Genomic DNA, 26,158 nt, shown 5'->3' with positions numbered 1-26,158 from the left:
TAGAGACGCGAAGCATCGCGTCCCTTTTTGCATTATATAAAAAACTATGCCTAACGGAACCCTCTTTTTGATCCCTGTACCCCTTGCCGATGAAGCTGCGGCAAAATCATTTACGCCTTATTTGGTTGATACCGTTAATCATATCAAAGAATATATCGTTGAGAATGAGAAAACCGCTCGTCGTTTTTTAAAGGAAGCCGGCCTTAAAACACCGCAGAGCGAGCTGGTTATTCATGATTATGGCAAACATAACCGCGATGCCGGGCTAAAAGAGTTTTTTAAAGGCCTTGCAGCGGGTAACGATGTGGGCCTGATGAGTGAAGCCGGTTGCCCCGGGATTGCTGATCCTGGTGCGGATATCGTGGCCGAGGCGCACCGTAAAGGCATTAAGGTAGTGCCGCTGGTTGGGCCGAGTTCTATCCTGCTGGCATTAATGGCCTCGGGCTTTAACGGGCAAAGCTTTACCTTTCATGGCTATATACCTATTAATAAAGAGGAGCGCTCCAAAAAACTGAAGGACATGGAAAGCGCTGCCGAAAAGGGTAAGCAAACCCAGCTCTTTATCGAAACGCCGTTCCGTAATGATAGCATGTTGCAGGCTGTTTTGAATACTTGTAAAGCTACTACCCGCCTTTGTATCGCTTGTGACATTACCGCGCCTACCGAATTTATTAAAACCCTTAGCATTGCCGAATGGCAAAAACAAGTACCAGACCTGCGTAAACGCCCTGCAATTTTCCTGTTATTTCATGCCTGATAGATGATAAGCCTGCCGCAACATACCAGTGTTTTGATAGTTGGGGCCGGCCCGTCCGGGTTGATGATGGCCGCCCAGTTATTACGTAATGGTGTGCAGCCGGTGATCATCGACGCCAAAAGCGGACCTACAAATCAATCGAAGGCTTTAGCTGTTCAAGCGCGGTCATTAGAAATTTACAGGCAGCTGGGCATCGTAGATAAAGTGCTTAACGGCGGCAAACAAGCCGGTGGTTTAAATTACCATCAAGATGGCCGGGAGCTCGCCTCCATATCGTTAAAAGATATTGGGAACAGTCAAACGAAGTTCCCTTTTATACACCTGTTTCAGCAAAGCAAGAATGAACGCGTTTTGCTGGATTATTTAACGCAGGCCTGCTGCCCGGTTTACTGGGAAACATCACTTTTAACACTCAGCCAAAATTCTGAAAATATTTCCGCCACCCTACAAATTGGCGAAAACACCCACACCCTAACGTGTGACTATGTGGTTGGTGCCGATGGTGCACACAGTATGGTACGCAAGCAACTGGGCATCTCATTTACAGGCGATACCTACCAGCATCAATTTTACTTGGCAGATGTTCAGTTGGACAATCCGCTAAACGGCGACATGGTTAACTTTTACCTCGCTAAAAAAGGTTTTGCTGCGGTTTTTCCAATGCCTGAAGAGCGATCTTTCCGAATCGTGGCGAGCCTGCCGGATGGATTAGCCAATAAAAAAGATTTAAATATAAATGATGTGTTGCCTGATCTTAACGAGACAACCGCATCCGTCATCCATGTGGCGCAGTTAAACTGGTTCACTATTTACAAACTGCATCACCGTATGGCCGAAAAATTTAGCGAAGGCCGCTGTTTTTTAATTGGCGATGCAGCGCACATCCACTCGCCGGTTGGCGGGCAAGGGATGAATACCGGCCTGCAGGATGCCTATAACCTGGCCTGGAAAATGGCCGCCGTACTTGCCGGGCAAATTAAGCCTGCTATTTTAAACAGCTATGCTGACGAGCGGATGCCCGTAGCTAAAGACCTGTTGAGCAGTACAGACAGGATATTTGACGCCATTACCTCACGCAGCTGGTTGAGCAGGTTACTTAAAAAATACGTGGTACCCCGCGGGTTAGAATTAGTTTGGGGGAACGAAAGGCTGCGGCAATATTTCTTTAAGCAGGTATCGCAAATTGGTATTGGGTATCGCGATAGCCGGATCAATTTGCAGTTGGGAAAATCAACCCGGATCAAAGCGGGCGACAGGCTACCCTATTTAGAGATCTATGACGAAAAACAACAAATAACAACCGATATCCAGGCGTGGTGCGGCAAGCCGGGTTTCACCCTGATTACCCTGGGCGAGGTGAGCGAATCTTTTCTTTTTACCATCGCTAAATGGATCACCCAAAAGCACAACGGCACGCTCAATTTTTTCCATTTGCCGCCATCTGTTAAAAATCAAAACGTTTTTGACGCTTTTGAAGTGACACCCGGCACCCGCAGGGCACTTATTGTAAGGCCCGATATGCACATTGGTTACGCTAATGACTTGATAGATATCGAACTGATGGACAATTACTTTGTTAACGTGGTAGGTTTTACATTATAAAAAATGCCTTAGCTGTTCGGCCAGGGCATTTCATTTCAACTATTTATTACGAGGGCTATTTGTGATGCAGCTCAATCCTGCATTGGCGGTGGCCCGCCCGCTTCGTTTCCGTTAAGAAGAAAACCACCCAATTCTCTTCTCGTAAGCGGCGGGCCACCCCGGGGCGTTGCGCGCCCGGGCCTAATGCCAGGTATTGTTGTTATTACTCTGGCATAAAGGTAAACCATGGGAATGCCCGCCGGCAAATGTGTCGGTAAACGTTGATTTTGTATCGACGAATGAATTTAAAAGGGAAGTTTTAACCGTGGATGGTTTCGCCTTTGCCGTAATTTTGGATCACCTGCGCTTCAAACTCCAGGAATTCCTTCCAGCGGGCATCCACATCTACCTCTACCGCATGCTTTTTAGCCAGGCGGATAAACATCGCATAATGGGTGGCTTCGCTTATCATCAATTCGTGATAAAACTCCGCTAATTCAGCATCGTTAATATTCTCCGATAGTACCTTAAAGCGTTCGCAGCTACGGGCCTCTATCATGGCCGATAATAATAATCGGTCTATCAACTGCGCCTCGCGGCCGCCGCCTACTATCATAAACCGGCGCAATTCGTTCACGTAGTTATCCCGGCGCTCCTTCCCTAACGTAAAACCGCGCTTAAGCATAATGGCGTGTACCATTTTAAAGTGTTCCAATTCTTCTTGTGCCAGGGCAACCATTTCCTGCACAATATCGCTCAGGTTCGGGTTTTGGATAATAAGGGTAATGGCATTAGTGGCTGCCTTCTGCTCGCAATAGGCATGGTCAGTCAGTAATTCTTCAATATTACTTTCTACCACGTTTTTTACCCAAAGCGGGTCGGTAGGTAATTGTAGTTTAAGGATGGTTTTCTCGCTCACGGGTACAAATATAATAAGATAGCGGCAAGTGTTTATAATCAAGAGCTACGAAAGAGCGTATCACCCCTACCCGCAATGCTCTTTAGCATATTTCAAATAATCAAAATACAGCGGTTCGGTTACCATTAGTTTTAACGCGCGCACATGCGGGTCTTGCAGGTTATTGCTTTTGCTGCGTAACTTCATAAATTTCAACCCGGTTTTAAGGGGTAGACAGTCGCCTTTTTCTGCCATTTCCTTTGTTTTGAGCAGCGAATATTCAAAGGCCGCTTTCTCACTGTTCATAGGTGCCCTGTCGGCAGGCGGCGTTATCGTAAAATAATGCAGGTGCCCTATTTCATGGTATAAAACCACAATCAGGCGGTTATCATCAAAGTCGGGCTTAGGGTGCTCTAAATAAGAAATATCAATATTGATCACCCCTCTGGGCGATGCTGATGCCGGCGACCCGTTCAGTATTTTGGAGCGGGAAAAGTTTACCTGCTTGATCAGCTCATCGTGCGTACGGATATACGTTAACTCACGGCAAAACTTAGGGAAAGTGGCTTCACTTTGTTTCAGTAACGAATCAGCCGTTGCGGCATCAATAAAATTTGGTTGTTGCGCCCAGGCTGCTTGGAACGCGAATAAGGCAATAGCTATTAAAAAGATCTTCTTCATAGCGGCGATGACTTTAAAGTTTACTTGTAAAGGCTTTTGGCCTCTATAAACTTTAAAACGGCATCGGGCACAAAATATTGGATGTTCTTTTTCTCGGCAATTGATTTTCTGATAAACGTAGCCGAGAGCTCCATTTGCGGTGTCATGGTGATCGTCACCGAAGGGTGCGAGGCCAGTTCGGCATTCTCATAACCCGGGCGGGGATAAACAAAAATCTGGTAATCGCGTAAAATGAGCCGGTAGTTCTTCCATTTGTGCAGGGTAACAAGGTTGTCCGATCCCATGATCAGCACAAACTCGTGCTCCGGATGTTTTTCCTTCAGGAAGGCAAGAGTATCTATCGTATAAGATGGTTGCGGCAACTTCAATTCCACATCACTTACAGAAATGTTGGTGGCGTTATCGGTAGCCAGTTTGGCCATCTCTATACGGTCATAAGTATTAATAAGATCGCCGTATTTTTTTAAGGGGTTTTGTGGCGATACCACCAGCCAGACCTTATCTAAGGCGGTATGGTTGGCCATATAGTTAGCAATGATTAAATGCCCTATATGTATAGGATTAAACGAACCGAATAGCAGGCCTATCTTCATAGCAGTTTGCAGTTAACAATTTGTATCCGGCAATTTTAGTAAGTAGCTAACCGTGCGTTGCTAAATATACTATGCTTTAAGGAAGCTGTAAGGAACATAATATCAACTATGAACCTATGAAATCGCCCACCAATTTCTCGGCTTCCGCGCATGCCGTTTGAAGATCGTAATTTTTAAGGATAATATCAAATTGTGGCGCGTAGTTTAATTCTTTTTCTGCTTTGGCAAAGCGCTCCTGCAGTTTTTCTTCACTATCGGTACCACGGCCGCTTAAACGCTGCTTTAAAACCTCTAAAGATGGTGGCTGAACAAAAATAGCAAGAGCCTGCCCATCGTACTTGCGCTTTAGGTGCATACCGCCCTCTACATCTATGTCAAATATTACCGTTTTACCTTTAGCCCAAATGCGCTCAATTTCGGTACGGAGCGTACCGTAGAACGTGCCCGAGTAAACCTCTTCAAACTCCACAAACTGTTTCTTGGCAATCCGGTGCAAAAATTCCTCTTTGCTGATGAAGTAATAATCCTTTTGATGCTCCTCATCGCCGCGGGCCGGGCGGGTGGTTGCAGATATGGAAAACTCCAGATCGGGGATCTTTCCCAGCAGGTGGTGCACAATAGTAGTTTTACCTGCGCCCGACGGGGCCGAAAATATGATGAGTTTACCGTTTTGGCTCATTAGTTCATTTGTTCAATTGTTCATTGGTAAAATAGTTGATCAGTAAATGGCCGCCACCAGGCAAACCAATGAGCTAATGAACCATTGAACCAATAAACTATAATACGTTCAATAGTTGTTCTTTAATTTTTTCCAGCTCTTCTTTCATTCCTACTACCAGTTTCTGCATGTTGGCATCATTGGCCTTGCTACCGAGGGTATTGATCTCCCGTCCTATTTCCTGCGATATAAAGCCCAACTTTTTACCATTGGCATCAGCATTTTTCAATGTTTCGATGAAATAGTCGCAATGGCTTTTCAGTCTGATCTTCTCCTCGGTAATGTCAAGCTTATCTATATAGTAGATCAGTTCCTGTTCAAAGCGGTTTTTATCTATGTTTTCGGCACCGGCGGCTTCACTTAAAAACTGGTTAAGTCGCTCGCGGATAGCAGGCACCCTTTTAGGTTCCTCTATCATTACCAGCTCCAGGTTTTTCAGGATGATGCCGATACGCATTTTAATATCCTGCTCTAACACGTTCCCCTCATCGCTTCTGAACTGCTGGAAGGCGGCCATAGCTTGCTGAAAAGTTTTCTCAACCAGTTTCCATTCATCATCAGATACTGATTCTTCCTCATATTTAACCACCTCGGGTAAGCCCAGGGCTAATTGCAGCAGGTTACCTGTTGGTTCGTTTAATTCTTCGCTTACAGATTTTAGCTGATTGTAGTAATGCTTAAGCAATTCGCGGTCGATACCTGCAGCTTTAACATTAGAGTTTGCTTGCTCTACGTTGATAGATAAATTCACCTTACCCCGGTCTATCTGTTTGCTGCAATCGTTACGGAGCTGGAACTCTTTCTCAGAGAACATTTTTGGCAAGCGCAGGGATAGTTCAAGAAATTTGCTGTTAAGAGATTTGATCTCGACGGTATATTTTATCCTGCCCGAGTCAAAGCTGGCAATCCCATACCCTGTCATGGATTTTATCATGTGCAAAGATAGGTTTTTAGTCCGAAAGTCCGAAAAGTCTGACCCGGTGTAAGATAGATCTTCTTACTTATCAGATAGCGAACTTTCTGTCTTATCCCGACTTTAACACTTTTTCACACTTTTAACCGTATTCATTATATACTTTTGTGAAATAAAATCCACCCGGTTTGAAGCGTATTGTTGTTGTAACTGTATTTATCCTTGGTTTTTTAACGTTTGCTTATGCCCAGCAGGCAAGCGAAGTAAAAGGATCGGTATATAAAAAGATCTCGTCAGACAGGTTGGCTAACGTGCTAATCACTAATATGCGGAGCCATTTGATTATGATGAGCGATGATCGCGGTAACTTTAAAACAGCCGCTATAAAAGGCGATACCTTATTGTTTAACAAAACTGGTTTTACACCTCAAAAACAAGCCTACGAAGGTTTTGATATGGTGGTTTATCTGCAGCCCGAGGTTCAGCTCGACCAGGTTATTGTTCGCGGGCAAACCAAAAAGCAGGAGCTGAATGATATTATGGGCAACTATCGCAGTAAAGGCACATTCTACAATGGTAAGCCGCCGGTATTATCATTCCTGAGCAACCCTATTACCGGCCTTTACGAGCTTTTCGGTAAAACGCCGGGTCAGGCGCGTAGGTTCGCAGCTTTTGCCAAGCGCGAAAGCGAAGAAACATCGGTTGATAGCAAATACAACAAAGCTTTTGTAATGCGTGTTACAGGGGCTACAGATAGCGTTGCCACTAAATTTATGGAATACTATCGCCCGCTGTATACTGATGTTAAAGGCTGGAGTGATTATGACCTGATTAACAACGTAAAAAAGGCCTACGAAGGTTACAAAAAAGGCGGGGATAAAATAAAGTTGGAGAAGTTATATTAGAGATGATCGGGAATTAGTTATCAGGATAAAAAATCAGATCCCTAACGCTGCGCAAGCTTTTTCGGCAGCAAGTTTTTCAGCATTTTTCTTACTGAATTCTTTACCTAAGCCCATTATCTCGCCATCAACACTGGCTTGTACGGTAAAAAGTTTATTGCTTTCGCCTTCCTGATTGGTTGCCAGGTCAAAGGTAATATCCTTGCCGTGGCGCTGGCACCACTCGATCAATTTACTTTTGAAATTGGTTTCGGTTTGCTCAAGGGTGTGGATATCAATGTGCGATTTGATGATGTGGTTAACCAGAAAATTACGCGTAAAATCGTAGCCCTTATCAAGGTAAACCGCGCCAATAAGCGCCTCAAAGGCATCGCCCAATAACGATCCCTGCCTGCTGGAGTTCAGCATCTTACTATCAAACTCTATCAACTTATCAAAACCGAGCTTTTTACCCAAAGCATTCAGATTAACACGGCTTACTATTTTTGAACGTAATTCGGTTAAAAAGCCCTCATCCTCGTAAGGGTATAGTTTAAAAAGCACCTCGGCCACTACACTGCCCAACACCGCGTCGCCCAAAAACTCCAGGCGTTCATTACTGTTTTTAACACCTTTTTTTATGTTTTGAGCGGCAGATTTGTGCCGGAATGCTAACTTGTATAAAGATAAATTGCCCGGTACAAAACCGAGCAAATTCTTTAAAACCTTAACATATTTTCTGTTTGGGGAAATGTAAAGCTTGTAAAAGCGACTAATTGGCATCCAACGAATTATTGCTGGTACTTTTTAAATATCACAGATGCATTATGGCCGCCAAAACCAAACCCATTGCTCTGGGCTATATTTACAACACGGTGCTGCGCCTTATTAAACGTAAAGTTTATTTTAGGGTCAAAGGCAGGGTCGTCTGTAAAATGGTTAATAGTGGGCGGGATAAGATCATTCTTTATAGCCAGGATAGACGCGATAGCCTCAACAGCACCGGCAGCACCCAATAAGTGGCCTGTCATCGATTTTGTCGAGCTGATGTTAATGTCATAGATCCTGTCGCCGAAAGCATTTTGTATCGCCTTCACTTCTTGCGGGTCACCAATTGGGGTTGATGTACCGTGTACGTTCACGTAATCGATATCGGCCGGGGTTAAGTTAGCATCTTCTAATGCCGCCTTCATTACCAATGATGCACCTAACCCATCCGGATGTGGGGCTGTCATGTGATACGCATCAGCACTCATGCCGCCGCCAACCATTTCAGCATAAATCTTCGCTCCGCGTTTTAGGGCGTGCTCTAACTCTTCTAAAATAATTGTCCCTGCACCTTCGCCTGCTACAAAACCATCACGGTCCAGATCAAACGGACGCGATGCCGTTGCAGGGTCATCATTACGGGTAGAGAGTGCGTGCATTGCATTGAAACCACCAATACCTGCTTCGTTAATAATAGCTTCAGAACCACCTGTGATAAACATGTTGGCCTTGCCTAAACGCAGGTAATTAAATGCATCGATAAGAGAGTTGTTTGAAGATGCACATGCGGAAACCGTGGTAAAGTTTGGCCCGCGCAAACCATATTTAATAGAGATATGGCCCGGTGCAATATCAGCTATCATTTTAGGGATAAAAAAAGGATTGAACTTTGGCACGCCATCGCCTTTTGCAAAATTGACTACCTCATCCAAAAACGTTTTTAACCCCCCGATGCCTGATCCCCAGATAACGCCGATACGGTTAGTATCCAGCTTATCGAAGTCTAACCCGGCATCTTTAACAGCTTCCTCTGTCGAAAATAAAGCGTATTGAACAAACGGATCAAGCTTTCTGGCTTCCTTACGGCCCAAAAAACCTTCCGCGTCAAACCCCTTTACTTCGCAGGCAAATTTGGTTTTGAAGTGTGTTACATCAAAACTTTTGATAAAGGCAGCGCCGCTTACCCCATTGATCAAACTGTTCCAATAATCAGAAACGGTATTACCAATTGGAGTAAGCGCTCCAAGCCCGGTCACTACAACTCTTTTGAACTCCATTTAAAAGACGTAAGGAGTTTATTTAACGTTTTTCTCAAGGTAAGCAACAGCCTGACCTACAGTGCCGATAGTTTCAGCTTGGTCATCAGGGATTGCAACGTTAAATTCTTTTTCAAACTCCATGATCAATTCCACGGTGTCTAACGAGTCAGCACCAAGATCGTTGGTGAAGCTTGCTTCTGGTGTAACTTCACTTTCGTCAACACCCAGTTTTTCCACGATAATAGCTTTTACTCTTGAAGCGATATCAGACATAGTCTTTATAGTTTAATGATTAATAAAATTTCAGTGCAAAGAAAAATAAATTCTGTTAAATATCAAATCTAAAAACAATTGCATTATTTCTGTCAACAATATTTAATTGCAAAGGTTTCGATTTGTAATTTTGACGCTGTAAAAGTAATGATTTTGAACAGGAAAAATTTAAAGTTTGAGATCGATTTTGATTTTATACTTATTGCCGTCACTTCTTCGTTAAAAGATTACCGTATTTGTTACCTCATTAACAAATATTTAAACTTTAATTTCACTAAAATTGATGATCTGAAACTGGATATCGGGCCGCTAAATGGCTCCATACTATTTTCGTTATATCACCATAATTGGGAAAGTACCGAAACAGATTTTTATTTTATTGGGAATAAGGGATCAGAGGGGTATCTTGTACCCGAAATGCGCGAGGCCGATTATTTTATTTTAATTAAGAATTATATAGACGACGACGACCTGGAAGCCATGATTTATAATCTAAATAAGATCACGGAAATTGTTGCCGCCGTAAAGATTGATCCAAAAAAAATAAAATCACGCGAAAATCTATTATTTTAGCGGAAATTTAGATGTGTAATTAATACACATTATATTATACTGAATACAGCCAGATTTAACCTGAAAATATGAATTTTTATTATAATCGTACCAAGATTGTTGCTACAATGGGCCCGGCCTGTGCTAAAAAAGAAACCTTATTAGCCATGATCAGAGCCGGTTTAAACGTGTGCCGATTGAACTTTTCGCACGGAAAACCTGCCGATCACAAGAAATTTATCGACCTGATCCGCGAGATCAACGAAGAATATAAAACCAATGTAGGGATCCTTGCCGATTTGCAGGGGCCTAAAATCCGTATCGGTTTGGTAAAAGATGGTGGTATCCACTTAATTAACGGTACCCGCATTAACATCACCACGCAAGAATGTATTGGTGATGATAACCAGATCTATATCACTTACGAAACCTTCCCGCAGGATGTACAGGCAAATGAAATTATCTTGCTTGATGATGGTAAACTGCAATTAAAGGTAATTGAAACCAACCGTAAGGATACTGTTATTTGCGAAGTGGTACACGGTGGTATTTTAACGTCACGTAAAGGTGTTAACCTGCCCAATACTAAAGTATCTATCCCAAGTTTAACACCAGACGATCTGGAGAACTTGCAATATGCGCTGGAGTGGGATGTTGATTGGATAGGTCTTTCATTTGTACGTACCGGTGCCGATATTATCGACCTTAAACGCATCATCCGCGAAAGTGGTAAATCTGCACGAGTTATTGCTAAGGTTGAAAAACCTGAAGCGATCGATAACATTGACGATATTATTGCCGCTACCGATGGCGTGATGATTGCACGTGGCGACTTGGGTGTTGAGTGCCCGTTAGAAGAAGTTCCTTTGCTACAAAAAATGATAGCCCGTAAATGCCGAGATGCATCAAAACCGGTTATCGTTGCTACCCAAATGCTGGAATCAATGATCACTACGCCGCGCCCAACACGTGCCGAGGTGAATGACGTTGCCAACTCGGTATTAGATGGTGCCGATGCAGTGATGCTGAGCGGCGAAACTTCTGTTGGTGAGTTCCCGGTAATTGTTATTGAAACAATGGCTAAGATTGTTCGTAATGTAGAAGATCTGGGTTATCCGTTTAACGCTTCTAAGGCCGAAAACAGCGATACCACATCGGCAGGCTACCTGAGCGATGCGCTTTGTGGTTCGGCAGTTTACCTGGCCGAGCATACCAACGCGAAAGGTATTGTTAGTATGACTGTTAGTGGTTATACCGCTTTTGAAATATCGAGTTACCGCCCTAAAGCTGGTACTTATATCTTTACATCTAACAGGCACTTGTTAAACGCACTTAGTTTAGTTTGGGGTGTGCGAGCATTTTATTATGACAAAACCGAAAGTACCGACCAAACTATCGAGGATGTAAATAACATCCTGAAAGCCGAAGGTTTACTTTTAGCCGGCGATGTGGTGATCAATACTGCCGCCGTACCTATTGTTAAGAAAGGCAAAACCAATATGATAAAGGTGAGCACTATCGACTAATATATTTGAGGTAACTCCATACTCTACAAAAAAGGGTTATTGCCAATGGCAATAACCCTTTTTTAATATCAGGAAATAAATAACAGATTACCCTCTGCTAAAAGCAAAATTTCCTGCTGTAAATTATTTAGCTTTTTCTGCATAACTTTTAGGATCAAGAGCCGAAGGTGCCCATCCCTGGAAAAACTCCATTACCTTTGCCTTGCTGTGACCCTTACCCTCTTCCAGGTAACCGGAATTTTGAGTGTGCAGGCGTTTGCCCTTATCATCTAACACCACAAATACTGGGAACCCGAAACGTTGCGGATAACCCAAGTCGGCTAATACCTTTTCATTCTTATTTTCGGGGCTCCAGTTCACATGCAATACCACAAAATTATCGTTCATATACTTATCAAGCTCGGCGTCTTTAATAACCAGATCATTAAAGCGAAGGCACCAGATACACCAGTTACCCCCAATTTGCAACAATACATTTTTATGCTGCGTGGCTGCCGTTTTCACAGCAGCGGCAATATCTGCTTTAGCGTCGGCCGCCGGGTTATACAAATGTGGTACTTCGGGTTTGATAGCTTCCTGCGCTTTGGCACTAAATGAAAGTGCGGCTATGCCAGCTATAAGGAGTATTTTTTTCATGGGTAGTTTTATTTATAAATATAGAATATTTGGCAACAAAAAAGCCCCGCTTGTGCGGGGCTGGTTAAAACGTTGTTAATTAAGCGGCATTGTTGCGCCTGTATCCGTAGCTACTTTTGTATGTTATCGTTTCCTTATCGGGGTTTGAAGACGCATAAGGAGTATCATCGTAGCGTTTTATCTCACCTTGTTTATTTTCCTTTAACCGGCCTCTAAGTAACCGGCGGCGGCGGCGTTTCAATCTGTAGCGTTCTGTCCAATGGTCAAAAGAACCTGTAGCTGCCAATATGATACCTACAATAAAAATGACCATCATCAGGATGACGAATATGTGAAGCGCGGTTGCTAATATTTCTCTCATAGTTAAAATTAATAGTACGATTAGTTAAAACAATAGCTGTGCCTTTTTGGCTGATTTGGTCATAAAAAAAGAAAATCATTCCACTTTTACAGGTAATAACGGTAGTTATTTATAACTTTTCAAAGGTGGTTTTATTGTTCGGAATGAACTATTGATATGTATAGATTATTGTACAAAATTGCTTAAACATATGAGACCTACTGAGAATTATTTTATTATAATTTAAAAAATTTCAATTATAAAATAGCAATTATCGCGATATAACCATTTTTGAAATAAGTATGCTCTATTATTAAAACCGCATGAGGTAGCGGGCAGCCACTATATCGCCGTAGGGTATATAAGGCGTTTCACCTAAAGTCATCCAGGGGCCGTCGCCTTTTAAAACCTGGATATTTTGCGCGGGGATAAAACTTTGAGCCAGTAAAAATTGCTTTTTGTGTGAATTGTTTTCAACCATATCTATCACAATAAAACAATGCCCCGGCGAACCGCCCCTGATAAACACATCACCAATTTTAATATCGTTAGCATTTGCCACAGGTTTGAGTTCTTTTTGCAAAGACAGCGTACCGGCGTAGCTGAAAACCAATATCAGGTAGCGCATAAAGTTTGGGTAGCTGTAATCTGCCGGGGCTTTTTTTACCCACTTATTGTTACTGTAGCGGTAACCTTTGGCGTAATGCTCATAATCGCACCGGAAACCACTGGTAAAATTAAAGGAGATAGCCTGGTAATTCTTCTGCTGATAAAAGTATTCGGCCCGCAGGCGCATTAATGCATCGGCACATTGCTGCAGGTCACGCGTACCTATGCTCATATCAACCACCGCCGCTGTATATGGGTTAGTACGGGCTATGTTGCCCAGGTACGTTTTTGTTGGTGTACCCGCCGGTTTAAGCGGCAAGGCCTGTAAATAGGCGGCGAAACTACCGGCTGGCGAAATTACACGTGTAAAACCAGCAGGGGCCTTAAAACGAGTTGTAAGGTCGGCAACCGGAGGTGCCAAGGCAGTGAATAACAACATTACCCCAATGATGATACTTTTCATTTCTTTACCGATTTAAGTAATTGCTGATACGGGTTATACGGAACAGGCAGCCCCCCTGCCAACGCAAAGGCCGAAAAATGTAAATGTGTAGGCGAACGTTTTTTATAGGCATTTAAACCGGTACGGCCCACTTCGGCAATTTTTTGGCCTGCCTTAACAATATCGCCGGGCGTGACCAATATGGAACTATTATGCGCATAGTAACTAATGCTGTGTTGCGACCGATGATAGATCCAGATAAATTTGCCCCCGCGCAAGCTGCTTTCCGGTAGCCATTTATCATTGCAGGCAATCACTATCCCATCGGCAACGGCCAATACGTTTACTGCCTTCATAGTCCGGTCGTCTAACCCGTCCTGGTTTTTATCTTTTATAAAAATATCATGAGCCGGGTGTGCAGCATGTTTATTACCATCAAGAAAGTTGTAGCCCTTATCAGAGTAGCCGTTACCGTTTGTGCCGCCAATTGCACTGGCTGTATATCCCTGTAAAGGGAACGTCCAGATTATATCATCGTTTATCGGCAAATATTCACTTAATTGAATTATCAGCGCTTTAAATTGCCTTGCCGCTTCGGGGCGGCTTATGATGCTATTTAAGATTTTTGTATTAAGGTCGTTTATTTTCAGGCATACCAATCTGGCATCCTGCGCCCGGGCAGTAACTGCTATAAATGCCACCGAAACTAATAGCAATAACGTTTTCATAGATACCGCTAAATTTAATAAAAATCAAAAGCCTTCGCCCCCTTTTACATATTCCTTCTGTACTGCCCGCCTACGGCATAAAGTGCGTTGCTTATCTGCCCCAAGCTGCAATACTTACAGGCCTCCATCAGGCTCTCGAAGATATTGTCGCCCGCTATGGCACGTTGCTGCAACTCTTTTAACAAACCGGGTGCCTTATCGGCATTACGTTGCTGAAATAAGTGTAATGCAGCGATCTGGAACTGCTTCTCCTCTTCTGTCGCGCGGATCACTTCAGACGGTACGATGGTTGGCGAACCATTTTTATTCAGGAAAGTATTTACACCTATAATGGGGTACTCGCCGGTATGCTTAAGGGTTTCGTAGTAAAGCGATTCCTCCTGGATCTTGCTGCGCTGGTACATAGTTTCCATAGCACCCAATACCCCGCCCCTGTCATTAATCGCTTTGAATTCGGCAAGTACTGCTTGCTCTACCAGGTCTGTCAATTCTTCAATGATGAAAGCCCCCTGGATAGGATTTTCGTTCTTGGCTAAACCTAACTCCCTGTTAATGATCAGTTGGATAGCCATCGCCCTGCGTACTGATTCTTCGGTCGGGGTGGTTATGGCTTCATCGTAAGCATTGGTGTGCAGCGAATTGCAATTATCGTAAATAGCATAAAGCGCTTGTAAGGTGGTGCGGATATCGTTAAAATCAATCTCCTGCGCGTGAAGCGAGCGCCCGCTTGTCTGGATATGGTATTTAAGCTTCTGTGAGCGATCGTTTCCTTTATACTTGTTCTTAATAGCCTTTGCCCAAATGCGCCGCGCTACGCGCCCTATAACGGCGTATTCCGGGTCGATACCGTTGCTGAAGAAGAACGACAAGTTAGGCGCGAAATCATCGATATGCATTCCCCTGCTCAGATAATATTCTACATAGGTAAAGCCATTACTTAGAGTAAAGGCCAACTGGGTAATAGGGTTGGCACCTGCCTCGGCAATATGGTAGCCCGATATCGATACCGAATAAAAATTCCTAACCTTTTGGTTTATAAAATATTGCTGGATATCGCCCATCATCCGCAGGGCGAATTCTGTACTGAAGATACAGGTGTTTTGCGCCTGGTCTTCCTTTAAAATATCTGCCTGAACGGTACCCCGAACGGTTGCAATGGCATACGCGCGGATCTTTTCATAAACATCTGCGGGCAACACCTGGTCGCCGGTGAGGCCCAGAAGCATAAGCCCCAACCCACTATTCCCATTCGGCAAACTGCCGCCTTGGTATTGCGGCCGCATCAGGTTTTTATCATCATACCCTTTTTTATAAGCTGCCTCTACCAAATGCTCCAGTTGATGTTCGGTGATGTATTTTTCGCATTGCTGATCTATGGCTGCATTCATAAAAAAGCCCAAAAGCATGGGAGCAGGGCCGTTTATTGTCATAGATACGGATGTGCTGGCGTGGCAAAGGTCAAACCCGGAGTATAGCTTTTTGGCATCGTCAAGCGTGGCAATGCTTACACCCGAGTTGCCTATTTTGCCATAAATATCCGGCCGCTCGTGCGGGTCTTCGCCATACAGGGTAACCGAATCAAAGGCGGTAGATAGCCGGTGCGCCGGCTGGCCTAACGATACATAGTGGAAACGCTTATTAGTGCGCTCGGGCCCGCCCTCGCCGGCAAACATACGGGTAGGGTCTTCCCCCTCGCGTTTCAACGGGAATACCCCTGCCGCATACGGGAACTCGCCCGGTACGTTCTCGGTTAACAACCAGCGCAGTACATCGCCCCAGGCCTCATATTTTGGCAACGAGATCTTAGGTACTTTTAACTGAGATAAAGAGGTATAGTAAAGGGGCTGCCTGATCTCTTTATCCCGCACCTTATAAATAAAGTTCTCGGCTTTGTATTTGGCAACCGTTTCGGGCCACTCTTTTAAAAGGCGTTTACAATCGGCATGTAAATGATCTTCCAGGTGTTGGTAAATCTCTTCTAACCCGGTTACCTTATTTTCTGCCTCCGGAAGGCTGTTCAATACTTCAATCGTCCCCTTTATGTTGAATAGTTGCTGCGCTATTTTACATTGCTGGTCCACCCAATCGTTGTAGGCAGTGCTGCTTTCGGCAATTTCTGCCAGGTAGCGGATCCTGTCTGGCGGGATGATATAGATCTTTTCAGATTCACCCTCTTTTGCCGTTACTTTTTCTCCTTGATTATCAAACAGATCCACCCCTGTTTTTGCCTTTACGGTTTTTATTAACGCTGTGAACAGGGTATTCATGCCCGGATCATTAAACTGAGATGCCATGGTGCCGTAAACGGGCAGGTCGTCATCTAAAGCACTAAATAATTGGTGGTTACGCTTATATTGCTTACGCACATCGCGGATGGCGTCCAGTGCGCCGCGCTTATCGAACTTATTCAGGGCCACCAGGTCGGCAAAATCGAGCATATCAATCTTTTCCAGCTGCGTGGCGGCGCCAAACTCGGGTGTCATTACATACAACGACAGGTCGCAGTAGTCGGTTATCATCGTATCCGATTGCCCTATGCCGCTGGTTTCCACAATAATAAAATCGTAACCTGCCAATTTGCAAATATCGATACTCTCCTGCACATGCTTACTCAGCGCCAGGTTAGCCTGCCTGGTTGCCAGCGAACGCATATAGATCCGCGGGTTATTAATGGCATTCATCCGGATCCGGTCGCCTAAAAGAGCGCCACCTGTTTTACGTTTGGATGGATCTACCGATATGATCGCCAGCGTTTTATTAGTTTCCATCAAGAAACGGCGAACGATCTCATCTACCAAACTCGACTTGCCCGAACCGCCCGTACCGGTGATGCCTAATACGGGAGCAATTAGTTGTGGGTGTTGAGTAGGGATTGGTAACGGATTACCCAATTCGGCAGCAGTTATAAGTCTTGCAATATCTCCCTTATCCATCATGCTTTTTACCCCCTCTCCTACGGAAAGGGTTGGGGAGAGGCTCGCCGGCGTAAAGTGGTCGCATTGCTGCATCATATCGTTGATCATCCCTTGCAGGCCCATGGTTCGGCCATCATCGGGCGAGTAGATCTTACTGATGCCATACGCCTGTAATTCAGCTATTTCCTGCGGCAGGAACACCCCGCCACCACCGCCAAAGATCTTGATATGCGCGGCACCCCGCTCGTTCAGCAGATCGCGCATGTATTTAAAGTATTCTACGTGGCCGCCCTGGTAACTGGTGAGGGCAATACCCTGCACATCCTCTTGTATGGCGCAGTTAACCACTTCATCTACAGACCGGTTATGCCCCAAATGGATCACCTCGGCACCGGTACTTTGCAGGATGCGTCGCATGATGTTGATGGTCGCATCGTGCCCGTCAAATAACGAAGCGGCAGTTACAAAACGGATCTTATGGGCAGACTGATACGGTGCGATACTTTCCATCGGCGGTAATTGGTGTATGGCAAAATTAATAAAAGTATTAAACTATGCATGCATAGTTTATACTGCCAATTTAATCTCAATAAATGCAGAAAACTTTGAAAAACCTCTAAAAATCTCTAATTATCTCCACTCTTTTCCGGCCCCGGCGCAGAGAAATTCACCACCGGAAGGGTTCAATCCTTTTTTAGCGCGAATATCTGTTCACGTTCTGCACATGAACATCGTGAACATTTATGAACACTTACTAATCAGTTACTTATCAAAATCACAATACGCCTTTACTGACACGCTCGTGCCACCATATATGCAAACGATTAAACTATACGTTACCGGCTATATCGGATTATTAAAACGAATTACAGATTTTCTGAGCGGTTTAGCGGGTGGCCGGTTTGCGATCGCGCACCGGTAATGGCACTCATGCGGATTAAACACTTCAGGCAAACACTTGTTGTACAGATATGGAAAAAATTGGTTTCGGGGGCAGTTGCCATTGGTGTACAGAAGCCATTTTCCAATCGTTAATGGGCGTTACCGGGGTGCAGCAGGGCTGGATAGCCTCTGAAGGTGCTGCCGAAGCGTTCTTTGAAGCGGTCATCGTTAGCTTTGATGCTGCGCAGATTCCGTTAGCAGTATTAACAGCCGTTCACCTGCATTCACATAGCTGCACAGCCGGGCACAGTATGCGGTCTAAATACCGCTCGGCGATATATACTTTTAATGACGACCAAATCCCGGTAGTGAGGCAGGCCATCCACCAATTACAGGCCGACTTTGAAGCGCCGATCATCACCCGGATCGTTCCGTTCAGGACTTTTAAATTAAACCGGGAGCAGTATCAGAATTACTTTTATAACGAACCCGAAAAATTGTTTTGCCAAAACGTGGTGAAACCCAAGCTCCGCTTATTGCTTGATAGGTTTGGGGATGTGATTACTGATCGGGCACAGCTTTTAGTAAAAAAGAAATAAGGGGATGTTGAGGCTGTGTCCGGTTTTTTCAAGTTTTGGCGCGAGTATGGAGCGCAAGCTGGTGGGACGCTTTACTCGTGACCAACCAAGTGGGTCACGAGTACGCCAATGCTTTTCCCATAGCTGCATACTCGCGCCAGAGTGTGGACTTCCGTTTTTGACAGTTTTTTTGAGCTGTACGGCACAACTGCGTCTACTCTTTTAATTGGTGATAAGTTTTGCGCAGTTGCCGAATAACTGATTGATACGTAACAAAAAACAATGAATTCATTGTTTTAATCATCTAATGCACTTTAGACAATATTAAATCAGTTGGAACATAAAATTTACGATCATAGGGAGAGCGTTCTTTACCATCAATAATAAGCCCCAAACCTCCTCTGTTTTTCAAATGCCATTTTAATGTGCCATCTGGTAACAACTCTACCACCGCGTATGAACCTCTTTGCCTTCCTAAATCTTTAAAGGTAAATTGTAAAATGTTTTTATTTATGTCGTTGGTGTAAGAGCCATTTGTTAAGGTTTTCTGTTTATCAAATGCATCCTGAATAGAATGGTTATTCTTAATATAGAGATGATACCCGGAAATATCATCTCTTTGAGCATTTATCAATTCTGAATAAACCTTTCTGACTTTAAGGGTTACCTTAAAAGTTACATTGTTATCTGAATATTGCCAGGTTCCTTCAAACTTTCGTAAATTTTCGTCATGGTAATATATTGTATCTGTAATTAAATTATTAGCCTTTAACGTATTGCATATAAAACCGAATAATAATATTAATAGTATGTTTTTCATCGTTTAGTTATTTACAGTTTGATATTAAAACTTGATTGTTCTGTAATTTTAAGGGTTGCCAATTGCTGTAATCCGCATTCCCTTTAAGAATTGTTAAGCCTGAGTTCTTTAATATCGTTAACAATGCTAATTCAAAAGAAGTTGTATAATATTTGTTGTCGAAAAATCGATTCTGTTAGTATCATAACGATCTAAAAAGCCACTAAATTTTGTAGCATCAGATAAATTTTGATTTCCAAAAGTGGAAAATTGGGTTGGATTAGTACCCTTTAAAATATATTGCGTTCCATATGCAGTGACTACATTCCCAGTAAAAGTTTTGACATCATTCATTTTCCCTGTGTTGAAAATTTCATAGATCTTTTGAATATCCCCCGTTACCGCAAGTGTCCTCGTTTGTGGTAGCGGGGGTGAAGTATTTAAAATCATATTACATAGCTAAGAACGCTCCAGAGTACAGGAAACTGGCTAAAGCAAAACAATATGACGTTTGGATTCTACAGGCAAATGATAAAGACTATTCCAAGCAACTTGCGTTAATTACATCCCGGTTAAGGAGAATAGATTAACAGAAGTTTATAATCAGAGTTGTTTTATTTTTTAAAAGGTGCGTAATCTTTCAAACTGATTGCGAATAGTACCTTTTAGTATATAAGATTAATGCTGCATAATACTCTACGCACATTTTATTTTCATTAATATAGATACCTTTTTTATCAATTAAACTATGTGGATTTTACTTGTGACTCGGCTTCTAATTGATTTTAAATTTAATTGTAGGCAATAACTCCTGTAGTGCCTTTTGAGCTTCTTCTTCATATGGTTTTTTAAACTGGATAATTCCGTTGGCGTTAACACCGTCTGGCTGGATTTCAGAGTAAAATCTGATAACCGATTCATTATTTTTTTCGTACTGGATTACAAAGTACCTTATACCATTAACAGTTATAATCTTAGAATAGTCCAAAGTATGACCATCTTCTTTAATCGAATAAACAATACCTTTTTGCACTTTTTCAAGTTTTTGTCTAAAATCCGGATTTGCAAAAATATCCCAATAAGAGATGAGCAGATGATTGTTTTGATATACCACAGCTTTATCAATATCAATTTCTGAATACTTGAAGTTTGCTTTTACAAAAGAACTTACATCAGTTTTTGACATTTTTTTTGAGCCGTATGGCACAACTGCGTCTACTCTTTTAATTGTTGATAAGTTTTGCGCAGTTGCCGAACAACTGATGAGCGTTGTAATGAAAACTATTAATATCTTATTCATAATGTTAAATTTAGTGTTACGGACATTGAGTTAAAATTGTTGTGCCGTTTTCATGGTCGAGTTGAACCGGTGTAAAGTCGTTGAAGCCTTGTCATGTACACCTGATCTTTAGGACATCCGATACAAAACCGGAAGAAATGATCGGAGGGTTTAAGTCGGTAATCTCGAGAAAACTAATCGCTTTAATCGCGGGTAATAAACAGGAAAGCCGACGGGAGTGGCTGCTCAATTCTTCTAAAAAGGCAGGGGCTGCTAATTCAAACAACACAACAAATCAATTTTGGCAACAACATAACCAGCAAATTGAGTTGTGGAGTCCGCAAGTGATCCAGCAAAAAATAGATTATATCCATCATAACCCGGTTGAGGCGGGCTTCGTAGAAAATGATTATGAATATCTACATAGTAGCGCAAAAGATTATTTCAATATCAAAGGATTGGTTAAAGTTATAATTGATTAAGAGGAAATGCATATTAGCCACAAGCGAGGACGCTTGCGGTAGCGGGGGAGGACGCTTGCGGTAGCGGGGGATTATTGCAATATCAAAGGATTGGTTAAAATTATAATCGATTAAAGGATATGCATATTCGCCACAAGCGAGGACGCTTGCGGTAGCGGGGGAATCAAACGGTAACAAGTACAAAAAGCCTTTCCTATCGGTTTATATTCAGGCCAGATATGGATCTTTTCAAACTTGCTAATCCCGGGCACATTTATTTTCAAAATCAGCATTTAGGCTTAAACTAAGCGAAGTTTGGCTAAATCAGCTCCAATATTCGTCCGCATTTTTGTTGCTGTAAAAACAACATTATGAAAGCAATAAGAATAAACGAATTTGGCGGACCGGAGGTCATGAAACTGCAAGACGTAGAGCGCCCCGTTCCGGCAGTTGATGAAATTTTAGTAAAAATATACGCAAGCGGCGTTAATCCTGTCGACTGGGTTATTCGCAGCGGCACCAACGAATCATTAAGATCATTTTTGACACTGCCGATGACGCTTGGATGGGATGCGGCGGGTATAGTTGAAGAAACAGGCAGGGAAGTAAGCTCGCTAAAGAAAGGAGATGCCGTTTACGGTGTTCCTAATTTCCCCGGCGATGGAAGCTATGCAGAATATTGCGTTGCCAAAGCAAGTCAGTTTGCACCTAAACCCAGGAGCCTTAACTTTAATGAAGCTGCTGGCGTGCCATTGGCTGCCCTAACAGCATGGACAGGTATTTTTGGACATGGAAAGTTACTTCCGGGTCAACGTATAGTTGTACTTGGGGCATCCGGAGGTGTTGGTAGTTTTGCGGTCCAATTTGCAAAAGCTAAGGGGGCGTATGTAATTGGCGTGGCTTCTGCAAGTAATCTGGACTATCTAAAACAACTCGGTGCCGATGAGGTAATAGATTATAAAACACAAAAGTTTGAAGACTTGCTAAACGATATAGATGTTGTTCTGGAGGCTTCGCCAACACGTAACAACAATGAGCGGATAAAAGCTATAAGTGTGTTGAAGGAAGGTGGTATATTCGTAAGTGTAAATACCGATTTCCCCTTCGATGATCGTATTACCGAATTAGCCGCTACTAAAAATATAAAAGCAGAACTTGCACCTAACCAACCCCGTCAGGATTGGTTGGCACAGATTGCAAAGTTGATAGATGAAAACAAAGTCCAGGTTTTGATTGGCAAAGTATTCCCGTTGGAACATGTAGCCGAAGCACACCTGGAAAGTGAAACCTGGCATGTAAGGGGCCGGCTGGTATTAGAAATAAAAAAAGAAATTTAAACCGATATGGAGCATTTTAAAACCATAAGCGAATTTCACAGGTACATAGGTTTACCCGCGCCGCTGCATCCACTGATCAGTGTTGTGGACGTAGCAACGGTTACGCATTCTTATGGAGAAGAGCCTGTAAATATGGTTTTTGACTTTTATTCCATTTCAGTAAAGAGGATGCATAACGTTAAAGTAAAATATGGCCAGCACCCGTTTGACTTTAATGGAGGTGTTATGTCTTTTATGTCGCCCGGGCAGGTATTTAGCATGGTTGTTGACAACAAAGATGAGAAAATAGAAAAATCAGGATGGGTGATGTACATTCATCCTGACTTTATCTGGAACACAGCTTTAGCAAAAACGATAAATCAATACGATTTTTGGGACTATTCTTTATACGAGGGTTTATTTCTGTCTGAAAAAGAAGAAGCGATCATCTTAACAATTATTAAAACTATTGATCTTGAATACCAATCCAACATCGATCAGTTTAGCAAAAGCATTATTATTTCACATATCGAAGCGATGCTCAACTATGCAGATCGCTTTTATCATCGCCAGTTTATTACCCGGCAAAAAGTTAATCATCAGTTATTAGAACGTCTGGAAATTTTATTAACAGCTTATTTTAATAATGACGACCTGGCCTCAAAAGGGTTGCCTACAGTCGCTAATCTTGCAGGGGAACTAAATATATCTCCTAAATATTTAAGCAGCCTGCTTAAAGTGCTTACCGGGCAAAATACGCAGCAGCACATTCACGAAAAGTTAGTCGAAAAAGCTAAAGAAAGGTTGACGACAACCACTTTGTCCATCAGTGAAATTGCTTATCAACTGGGATTTGAGCACCTGCAATCTTTCAGCAAACTGTTTAAAACAAAAACCAACCTTTCTCCACTTGAATTCAGGCAATCTTTCAACTAATAAAATGATGCTACGTATGCTTACCCAACCTTGTCATTTCGAACGAGCAGGTAAGGGATGTGCGTGGTGCGAGGAGAAATCATCTACGGCCTTTTATGTTGGTTACAGAAGATTCAGCCTATGGTCGGTGTTATCACCGCACCATCAAACCATGGTCAGCCTACCACCCACCTTATTGAAAATTTCTTCAGCCTGTGGTCGGTGTTTTCACCGCACCATCAAACCATAGTCAGCCTAATACCACCCACCCTATCAAAATTTTCATGATATTGCCGTAGCAAATAACAGGTTGCAGCGTTACTGAATATAATCAACAAAAAATGGCAGCACAGGAGTTACGGAGCCAGCAGTGGTTTGGGCGCAAGGGTAAGGATGGGTTTATTTACCGCGCCTGGATGAAGAACCAGGGCATCCCCGATTATGAATTTCAGGGAAAGCCCATCATCGGCATCTGCAACACCTGGAGCGAATTAACACCCTGCAACGCCCATTTCCGTGATCTGGCCGAGTCGGTGAAGCGCGGCATACTGGAGGCCGGGGGTTTCCCGGTCGAGTTCCCGGTGATGTCGTTAGGCGAAACACTCATGAAACCTACTGCCATGCTATATCGCAACCTGGCCAGTATGGATGTGGAGGAGTCGATCCGCGCCAACCCGCTGGATGGTGTGGTATTGCTTTGCGGCTGCGATAAAACCACCCCCGCCCTGGTGATGGGGGCCTGCAGTGTAAATATCCCCACTATTGTGGTATCGGGCGGACCCATGCTTACCGGCAACCATCGCGGCGCACAGATAGGTACCAGCGATGTTTGGCGTTACCATGACGATGTGCGGGCAGGTATCCTGCCCGAGGATGAATTGATGACGATAGAAAGTGCCATGTGCCGCAGCCAGGGGCATTGCGCCGTAATGGGCACGGCATCTTCTATGGCTTGTATGGTGGAGTCGTTAGGGCTTTCGTTGCCTGGTAATGCGGCCATCCCGGCTGCCGATTCCAGGCGCAAGGTATTGGCGCAACTCTCCGGCTTGCGCATTGTAGAGATGGTGAAAGAAGATTTGAAACTATCAGATTTATTAACCCGGCAGTCTTTTGAAAATGCCATCAAAGTAAACGCTGCCATTGGCGGTTCAACCAATTTTGTGATCCATTTACTGGCCATTGCGGGCCGCATCGGTGTCCCACTGGCTTTAAAAGATTTCGATCCTATTTCTAAAAATATCCCGCTGATTGCCAATTTGCAGCCGTCGGGTAAATATTTTATGGAAGATCTTTTCTATGCAGGCGGGCTGCCCGTAGTATTGAAGGCTTTGGATAGCATCCTCCACCGCGATTGTATAACAGCCAACGGTAAAACCATAGCCGCTAATTATGATAATGCCGTTTGCTGTAATAGCAACGTGATTGGTACGATAGATACGCCTTTCAACACCGCGACAGGGCTGGCCATCCTATCGGGTAATTTGTGCGAAAACGGTGCGGTGATCAAACCGTCGGCCGCCAGTGCGCACCTAATGCAGCATACCGGCAAAGCCGTGGTTTTTGAAAACATTGAAGATTTTAAGTCCCGCATTGATACCGACGAATTAGAAGTAGACGAGCAGAGTATATTGGTATTAAAGAATGTAGGCCCCAAAGGCTACCCCGGCATGCCCGAGGTTGGCAACATGGGTATACCCAAAAAGCTTTTAGCCAAGGGCGTAACAGATATGGTGCGCATATCCGATGGGCGCATGAGCGGTACGGGGTTCGGCACGGTGGTGCTGCATGTATCGCCCGAGGCGGCAATGGGCGGTAACTTCGCAATGATCAAAACCGGCGACTTGATAACGCTGGATGTGCCCAACCGTACCTTGAATGTTGATTTAAGTGAAGATGAATTTGCGGAAAGAAAACGGCAATTTTTAGCACCGGAGGCAATTGCAGACCGTGGCTACGTAAAATTATATACCGACCATGTACAGCAGGCGCATCTGGGTGCCGACATGGATTTTTTGGTGGGCGGTTCGGGCAGTCAGGTTTTAAGGGATTCTCATTAAGCAATAATAAAATGATTTTTAAAGGTAAAGTAGCGATAGTAACCGGGGCGGGGCAAGGCATCGGGTTCGAGATCTGCCGGATGCTGGCAGAAAAAGGTACAATAGTAGTGCTGAACGATGTTGACCAAAAACTGGCAGATAATGCCGCGGCAATCATTAATCAGCAATACGACGGCAAGTGCCTGTCCATGCCCGGCGATTCGAGCGATGTGGATTTCATCAACAATATGGTAGCCAATACCGTGAAACTGTACCACAGTTTAGATATTGTGATCGCAAATGCGGGCATTACGCTCTTCGGCGATTTTTTAACATTCACCAAAGAATCGTTTGATAAGGTAATGGGCCTCAACCTGGGTGGTTCTTTCTTTTTGGCACAGGCTGCTGCCCTGCAAATGAAACAACAAAATGAAGGCGGCGCTATTTTATTTACCTCGTCTGTAGTTGGGCACCAGGCAGTGAAAGACTTAGCTGCCTATGCCATGACTAAGGCGGCGTTAGAGATGCTGGCGAAAAACCTGGTGATAGAATTATCGCCGTATAAAATAACCGTGAACACCGTAGCACCCGGCGCAACCTTAACAGAACGGACAACAAAAGAAGCCGATTATGAAAAAGAATGGTCGGCAATTACCCCGATGGGCCGGCCCGCCTATGTAACCGATATTGCCCACACGGCACTGTTCCTGGTATCTGACCAGGCAAGGCATATTACCGGGCAAACCATCATTGTAGATGGCGGGTGGACATCTGTAAGCATATTGCCTACCGGGGTAAAATGAGGCGGTGCGGTGTTTCCAC

The 26,158-nt window shown here is 43.7% G+C and carries 27 protein-coding genes; 11 read left to right on the top strand and 16 right to left on the bottom strand.

The genetic code is table 11. The features are described 5' to 3' along the window. Positions 1-46 precede the first annotated feature (46 nt). Positions 47-757 (top strand): SAM-dependent methyltransferase, encoded by a 711-nt coding sequence (locus IDJ76_RS13460; RefSeq protein ID WP_191163853.1) that lies wholly within the window; start codon positions 47-49, stop codon positions 755-757. Between the two features lie 3 nt (positions 758-760). Further along, the gene (locus IDJ76_RS13455) at positions 761-2,359 is read left to right on the top strand and encodes an FAD-dependent monooxygenase (protein ID WP_191163852.1); all 1,599 of its coding nucleotides are present in this window, start codon (positions 761-763) and stop codon (positions 2,357-2,359) included. A gap of 298 nt (positions 2,360-2,657) precedes the next feature. On the opposite strand, the gene miaE is transcribed toward IDJ76_RS13455, so the two are convergent. The 5 genes from miaE to IDJ76_RS13430 all read right to left on the bottom strand — a co-directional run bounded on the left by miaE (position 2,658) and on the right by IDJ76_RS13430 (position 6,162). Further along, entirely contained in the window at positions 2,658-3,257 is a 600-nt protein-coding gene (gene miaE, locus IDJ76_RS13450; protein WP_317173967.1) for a tRNA-(ms[2]io[6]A)-hydroxylase, read from the bottom strand. A gap of 66 nt (positions 3,258-3,323) precedes the next feature. Next, complete coding sequence (locus IDJ76_RS13445) at positions 3,324-3,917, bottom strand: hypothetical protein (protein ID WP_191163851.1); 594 nt, start codon at positions 3,915-3,917, stop codon at positions 3,324-3,326. Positions 3,918-3,937: 20 nt separating this feature from the next. Continuing rightward, a complete protein-coding gene (gene nadD, locus IDJ76_RS13440) occupies positions 3,938-4,510 on the bottom strand; it encodes a nicotinate (nicotinamide) nucleotide adenylyltransferase (protein WP_191163850.1) in 573 nt (190 codons plus the stop codon). A 106-nt stretch (positions 4,511-4,616) separates the two neighbouring features. Continuing rightward, on the bottom strand, positions 4,617-5,189 hold the full coding sequence (gene gmk / locus IDJ76_RS13435) for a guanylate kinase (protein WP_191163849.1): 573 nt from the start codon (positions 5,187-5,189) through the stop codon (positions 4,617-4,619). Between the two features lie 97 nt (positions 5,190-5,286). Next, positions 5,287-6,162, bottom strand: coding sequence for a YicC/YloC family endoribonuclease (locus IDJ76_RS13430; RefSeq protein ID WP_224746320.1), 876 nt, complete (start codon positions 6,160-6,162; stop codon positions 5,287-5,289). A 167-nt stretch (positions 6,163-6,329) separates the two neighbouring features. On the opposite strand from IDJ76_RS13430, the gene IDJ76_RS13425 reads away from it, so the two are divergent. After that, a complete protein-coding gene (locus tag IDJ76_RS13425) occupies positions 6,330-7,046 on the top strand; it encodes a hypothetical protein (protein WP_191163848.1) in 717 nt (238 codons plus the stop codon). Positions 7,047-7,079: 33 nt separating this feature from the next. Here the strand turns inward: IDJ76_RS13425 and rnc are convergent, their stop codons facing one another. Genes rnc through IDJ76_RS13410 form a run of 3 tightly spaced genes read right to left on the bottom strand, consistent with a single transcriptional unit; the run spans position 7,080 to position 9,322 of the window. Then, a complete protein-coding gene (rnc, locus tag IDJ76_RS13420) occupies positions 7,080-7,805 on the bottom strand; it encodes a ribonuclease III (RefSeq protein ID WP_191163847.1) in 726 nt (241 codons plus the stop codon). 8 nt (positions 7,806-7,813) lie between these two features. Then, positions 7,814-9,067: a beta-ketoacyl-ACP synthase II gene (gene fabF, locus IDJ76_RS13415; protein WP_191163846.1), complete on the bottom strand. Its 1,254-nt coding sequence runs from the start codon at positions 9,065-9,067 to the stop codon at positions 7,814-7,816. Positions 9,068-9,085: 18 nt separating this feature from the next. Then, positions 9,086-9,322 (bottom strand): acyl carrier protein, encoded by a 237-nt coding sequence (locus tag IDJ76_RS13410; protein WP_031266521.1) that lies wholly within the window; start codon positions 9,320-9,322, stop codon positions 9,086-9,088. A gap of 147 nt (positions 9,323-9,469) precedes the next feature. Between IDJ76_RS13410 and IDJ76_RS13405 the strand changes: the two genes are divergently transcribed. Both IDJ76_RS13405 and pyk read left to right on the top strand, forming a co-directional pair. Next, positions 9,470-9,895, top strand: a complete 426-nt coding sequence (locus IDJ76_RS13405) for an IPExxxVDY family protein (protein ID WP_224746319.1) — start codon at positions 9,470-9,472, stop codon at positions 9,893-9,895. A 68-nt stretch (positions 9,896-9,963) separates the two neighbouring features. Then, positions 9,964-11,400 (top strand): pyruvate kinase, encoded by a 1,437-nt coding sequence (pyk, locus tag IDJ76_RS13400; RefSeq protein ID WP_191163844.1) that lies wholly within the window; start codon positions 9,964-9,966, stop codon positions 11,398-11,400. A 123-nt stretch (positions 11,401-11,523) separates the two neighbouring features. Here the strand turns inward: pyk and IDJ76_RS13395 are convergent, their stop codons facing one another. The 5 genes from IDJ76_RS13395 to IDJ76_RS13375 form a co-directional block, all read right to left on the bottom strand. Further along, on the bottom strand, positions 11,524-12,036 hold the full coding sequence (locus tag IDJ76_RS13395) for a thioredoxin family protein (protein ID WP_191163843.1): 513 nt from the start codon (positions 12,034-12,036) through the stop codon (positions 11,524-11,526). Positions 12,037-12,115: 79 nt separating this feature from the next. Then, entirely contained in the window at positions 12,116-12,397 is a 282-nt protein-coding gene (locus IDJ76_RS13390; RefSeq protein WP_191163842.1) for a hypothetical protein, read from the bottom strand. Between the two features lie 292 nt (positions 12,398-12,689). Further along, entirely contained in the window at positions 12,690-13,448 is a 759-nt protein-coding gene (locus IDJ76_RS13385) for a DUF4846 domain-containing protein (RefSeq protein ID WP_191163841.1), read from the bottom strand. Beyond that, on the bottom strand, positions 13,445-14,155 hold the full coding sequence (locus IDJ76_RS13380; RefSeq protein ID WP_191163840.1) for a M23 family metallopeptidase: 711 nt from the start codon (positions 14,153-14,155) through the stop codon (positions 13,445-13,447). The genes IDJ76_RS13385 and IDJ76_RS13380 overlap by 4 nt, the downstream gene beginning before the upstream one ends. Before the next feature lie 44 nt (positions 14,156-14,199). Beyond that, positions 14,200-17,580, bottom strand: coding sequence for a methylmalonyl-CoA mutase family protein (locus tag IDJ76_RS13375; RefSeq protein ID WP_191163839.1), 3,381 nt, complete (start codon positions 17,578-17,580; stop codon positions 14,200-14,202). Between the two features lie 461 nt (positions 17,581-18,041). On the opposite strand from IDJ76_RS13375, the gene IDJ76_RS13365 reads away from it, so the two are divergent. Next, positions 18,042-18,551, top strand: coding sequence for a peptide-methionine (S)-S-oxide reductase (locus IDJ76_RS13365; protein WP_191163837.1), 510 nt, complete (start codon positions 18,042-18,044; stop codon positions 18,549-18,551). A 283-nt stretch (positions 18,552-18,834) separates the two neighbouring features. Here the strand turns inward: IDJ76_RS13365 and IDJ76_RS13360 are convergent, their stop codons facing one another. The 3 genes from IDJ76_RS13360 to IDJ76_RS13350 form a co-directional block, all read right to left on the bottom strand. Next, a complete protein-coding gene (locus tag IDJ76_RS13360; RefSeq protein WP_191163836.1) occupies positions 18,835-19,350 on the bottom strand; it encodes a DUF6705 family protein in 516 nt (171 codons plus the stop codon). A gap of 126 nt (positions 19,351-19,476) precedes the next feature. Continuing rightward, positions 19,477-19,779: a hypothetical protein gene (locus IDJ76_RS13355; RefSeq protein ID WP_191163835.1), complete on the bottom strand. Its 303-nt coding sequence runs from the start codon at positions 19,777-19,779 to the stop codon at positions 19,477-19,479. A 325-nt stretch (positions 19,780-20,104) separates the two neighbouring features. Continuing rightward, positions 20,105-20,629, bottom strand: a complete 525-nt coding sequence (locus tag IDJ76_RS13350) for a hypothetical protein (RefSeq protein WP_191163834.1) — start codon at positions 20,627-20,629, stop codon at positions 20,105-20,107. 137 nt (positions 20,630-20,766) lie between these two features. Here IDJ76_RS13350 and IDJ76_RS13345 point away from each other — a divergent pair, with 137 nt between their 5' ends. The 5 genes from IDJ76_RS13345 to IDJ76_RS13325 all read left to right on the top strand — a co-directional run bounded on the left by IDJ76_RS13345 (position 20,767) and on the right by IDJ76_RS13325 (position 26,139). After that, on the top strand, positions 20,767-21,090 hold the full coding sequence (locus IDJ76_RS13345) for a hypothetical protein (protein WP_191163833.1): 324 nt from the start codon (positions 20,767-20,769) through the stop codon (positions 21,088-21,090). A 350-nt stretch (positions 21,091-21,440) separates the two neighbouring features. After that, complete coding sequence (locus tag IDJ76_RS13340; protein WP_191163832.1) at positions 21,441-22,406, top strand: NADP-dependent oxidoreductase; 966 nt, start codon at positions 21,441-21,443, stop codon at positions 22,404-22,406. A gap of 6 nt (positions 22,407-22,412) precedes the next feature. Continuing rightward, positions 22,413-23,321: a helix-turn-helix domain-containing protein gene (locus IDJ76_RS13335; protein WP_191163831.1), complete on the top strand. Its 909-nt coding sequence runs from the start codon at positions 22,413-22,415 to the stop codon at positions 23,319-23,321. 320 nt (positions 23,322-23,641) lie between these two features. Then, a complete protein-coding gene (locus IDJ76_RS13330) occupies positions 23,642-25,357 on the top strand; it encodes an IlvD/Edd family dehydratase (RefSeq protein WP_191163830.1) in 1,716 nt (571 codons plus the stop codon). An 11-nt stretch (positions 25,358-25,368) separates the two neighbouring features. Then, the gene (locus IDJ76_RS13325) at positions 25,369-26,139 is read left to right on the top strand and encodes an SDR family NAD(P)-dependent oxidoreductase (RefSeq protein WP_191163829.1); all 771 of its coding nucleotides are present in this window, start codon (positions 25,369-25,371) and stop codon (positions 26,137-26,139) included. Positions 26,140-26,158 lie beyond the last annotated feature (19 nt).

The sequence above is a fragment of the Mucilaginibacter glaciei genome (genome assembly GCF_014773245.1).
Taxonomy (GTDB): domain Bacteria; phylum Bacteroidota; class Bacteroidia; order Sphingobacteriales; family Sphingobacteriaceae; genus Mucilaginibacter; species Mucilaginibacter glaciei.
Note: the sequence above shows the minus strand (reverse complement) of the source record. Positions and strands in the feature narration are given on the sequence as shown.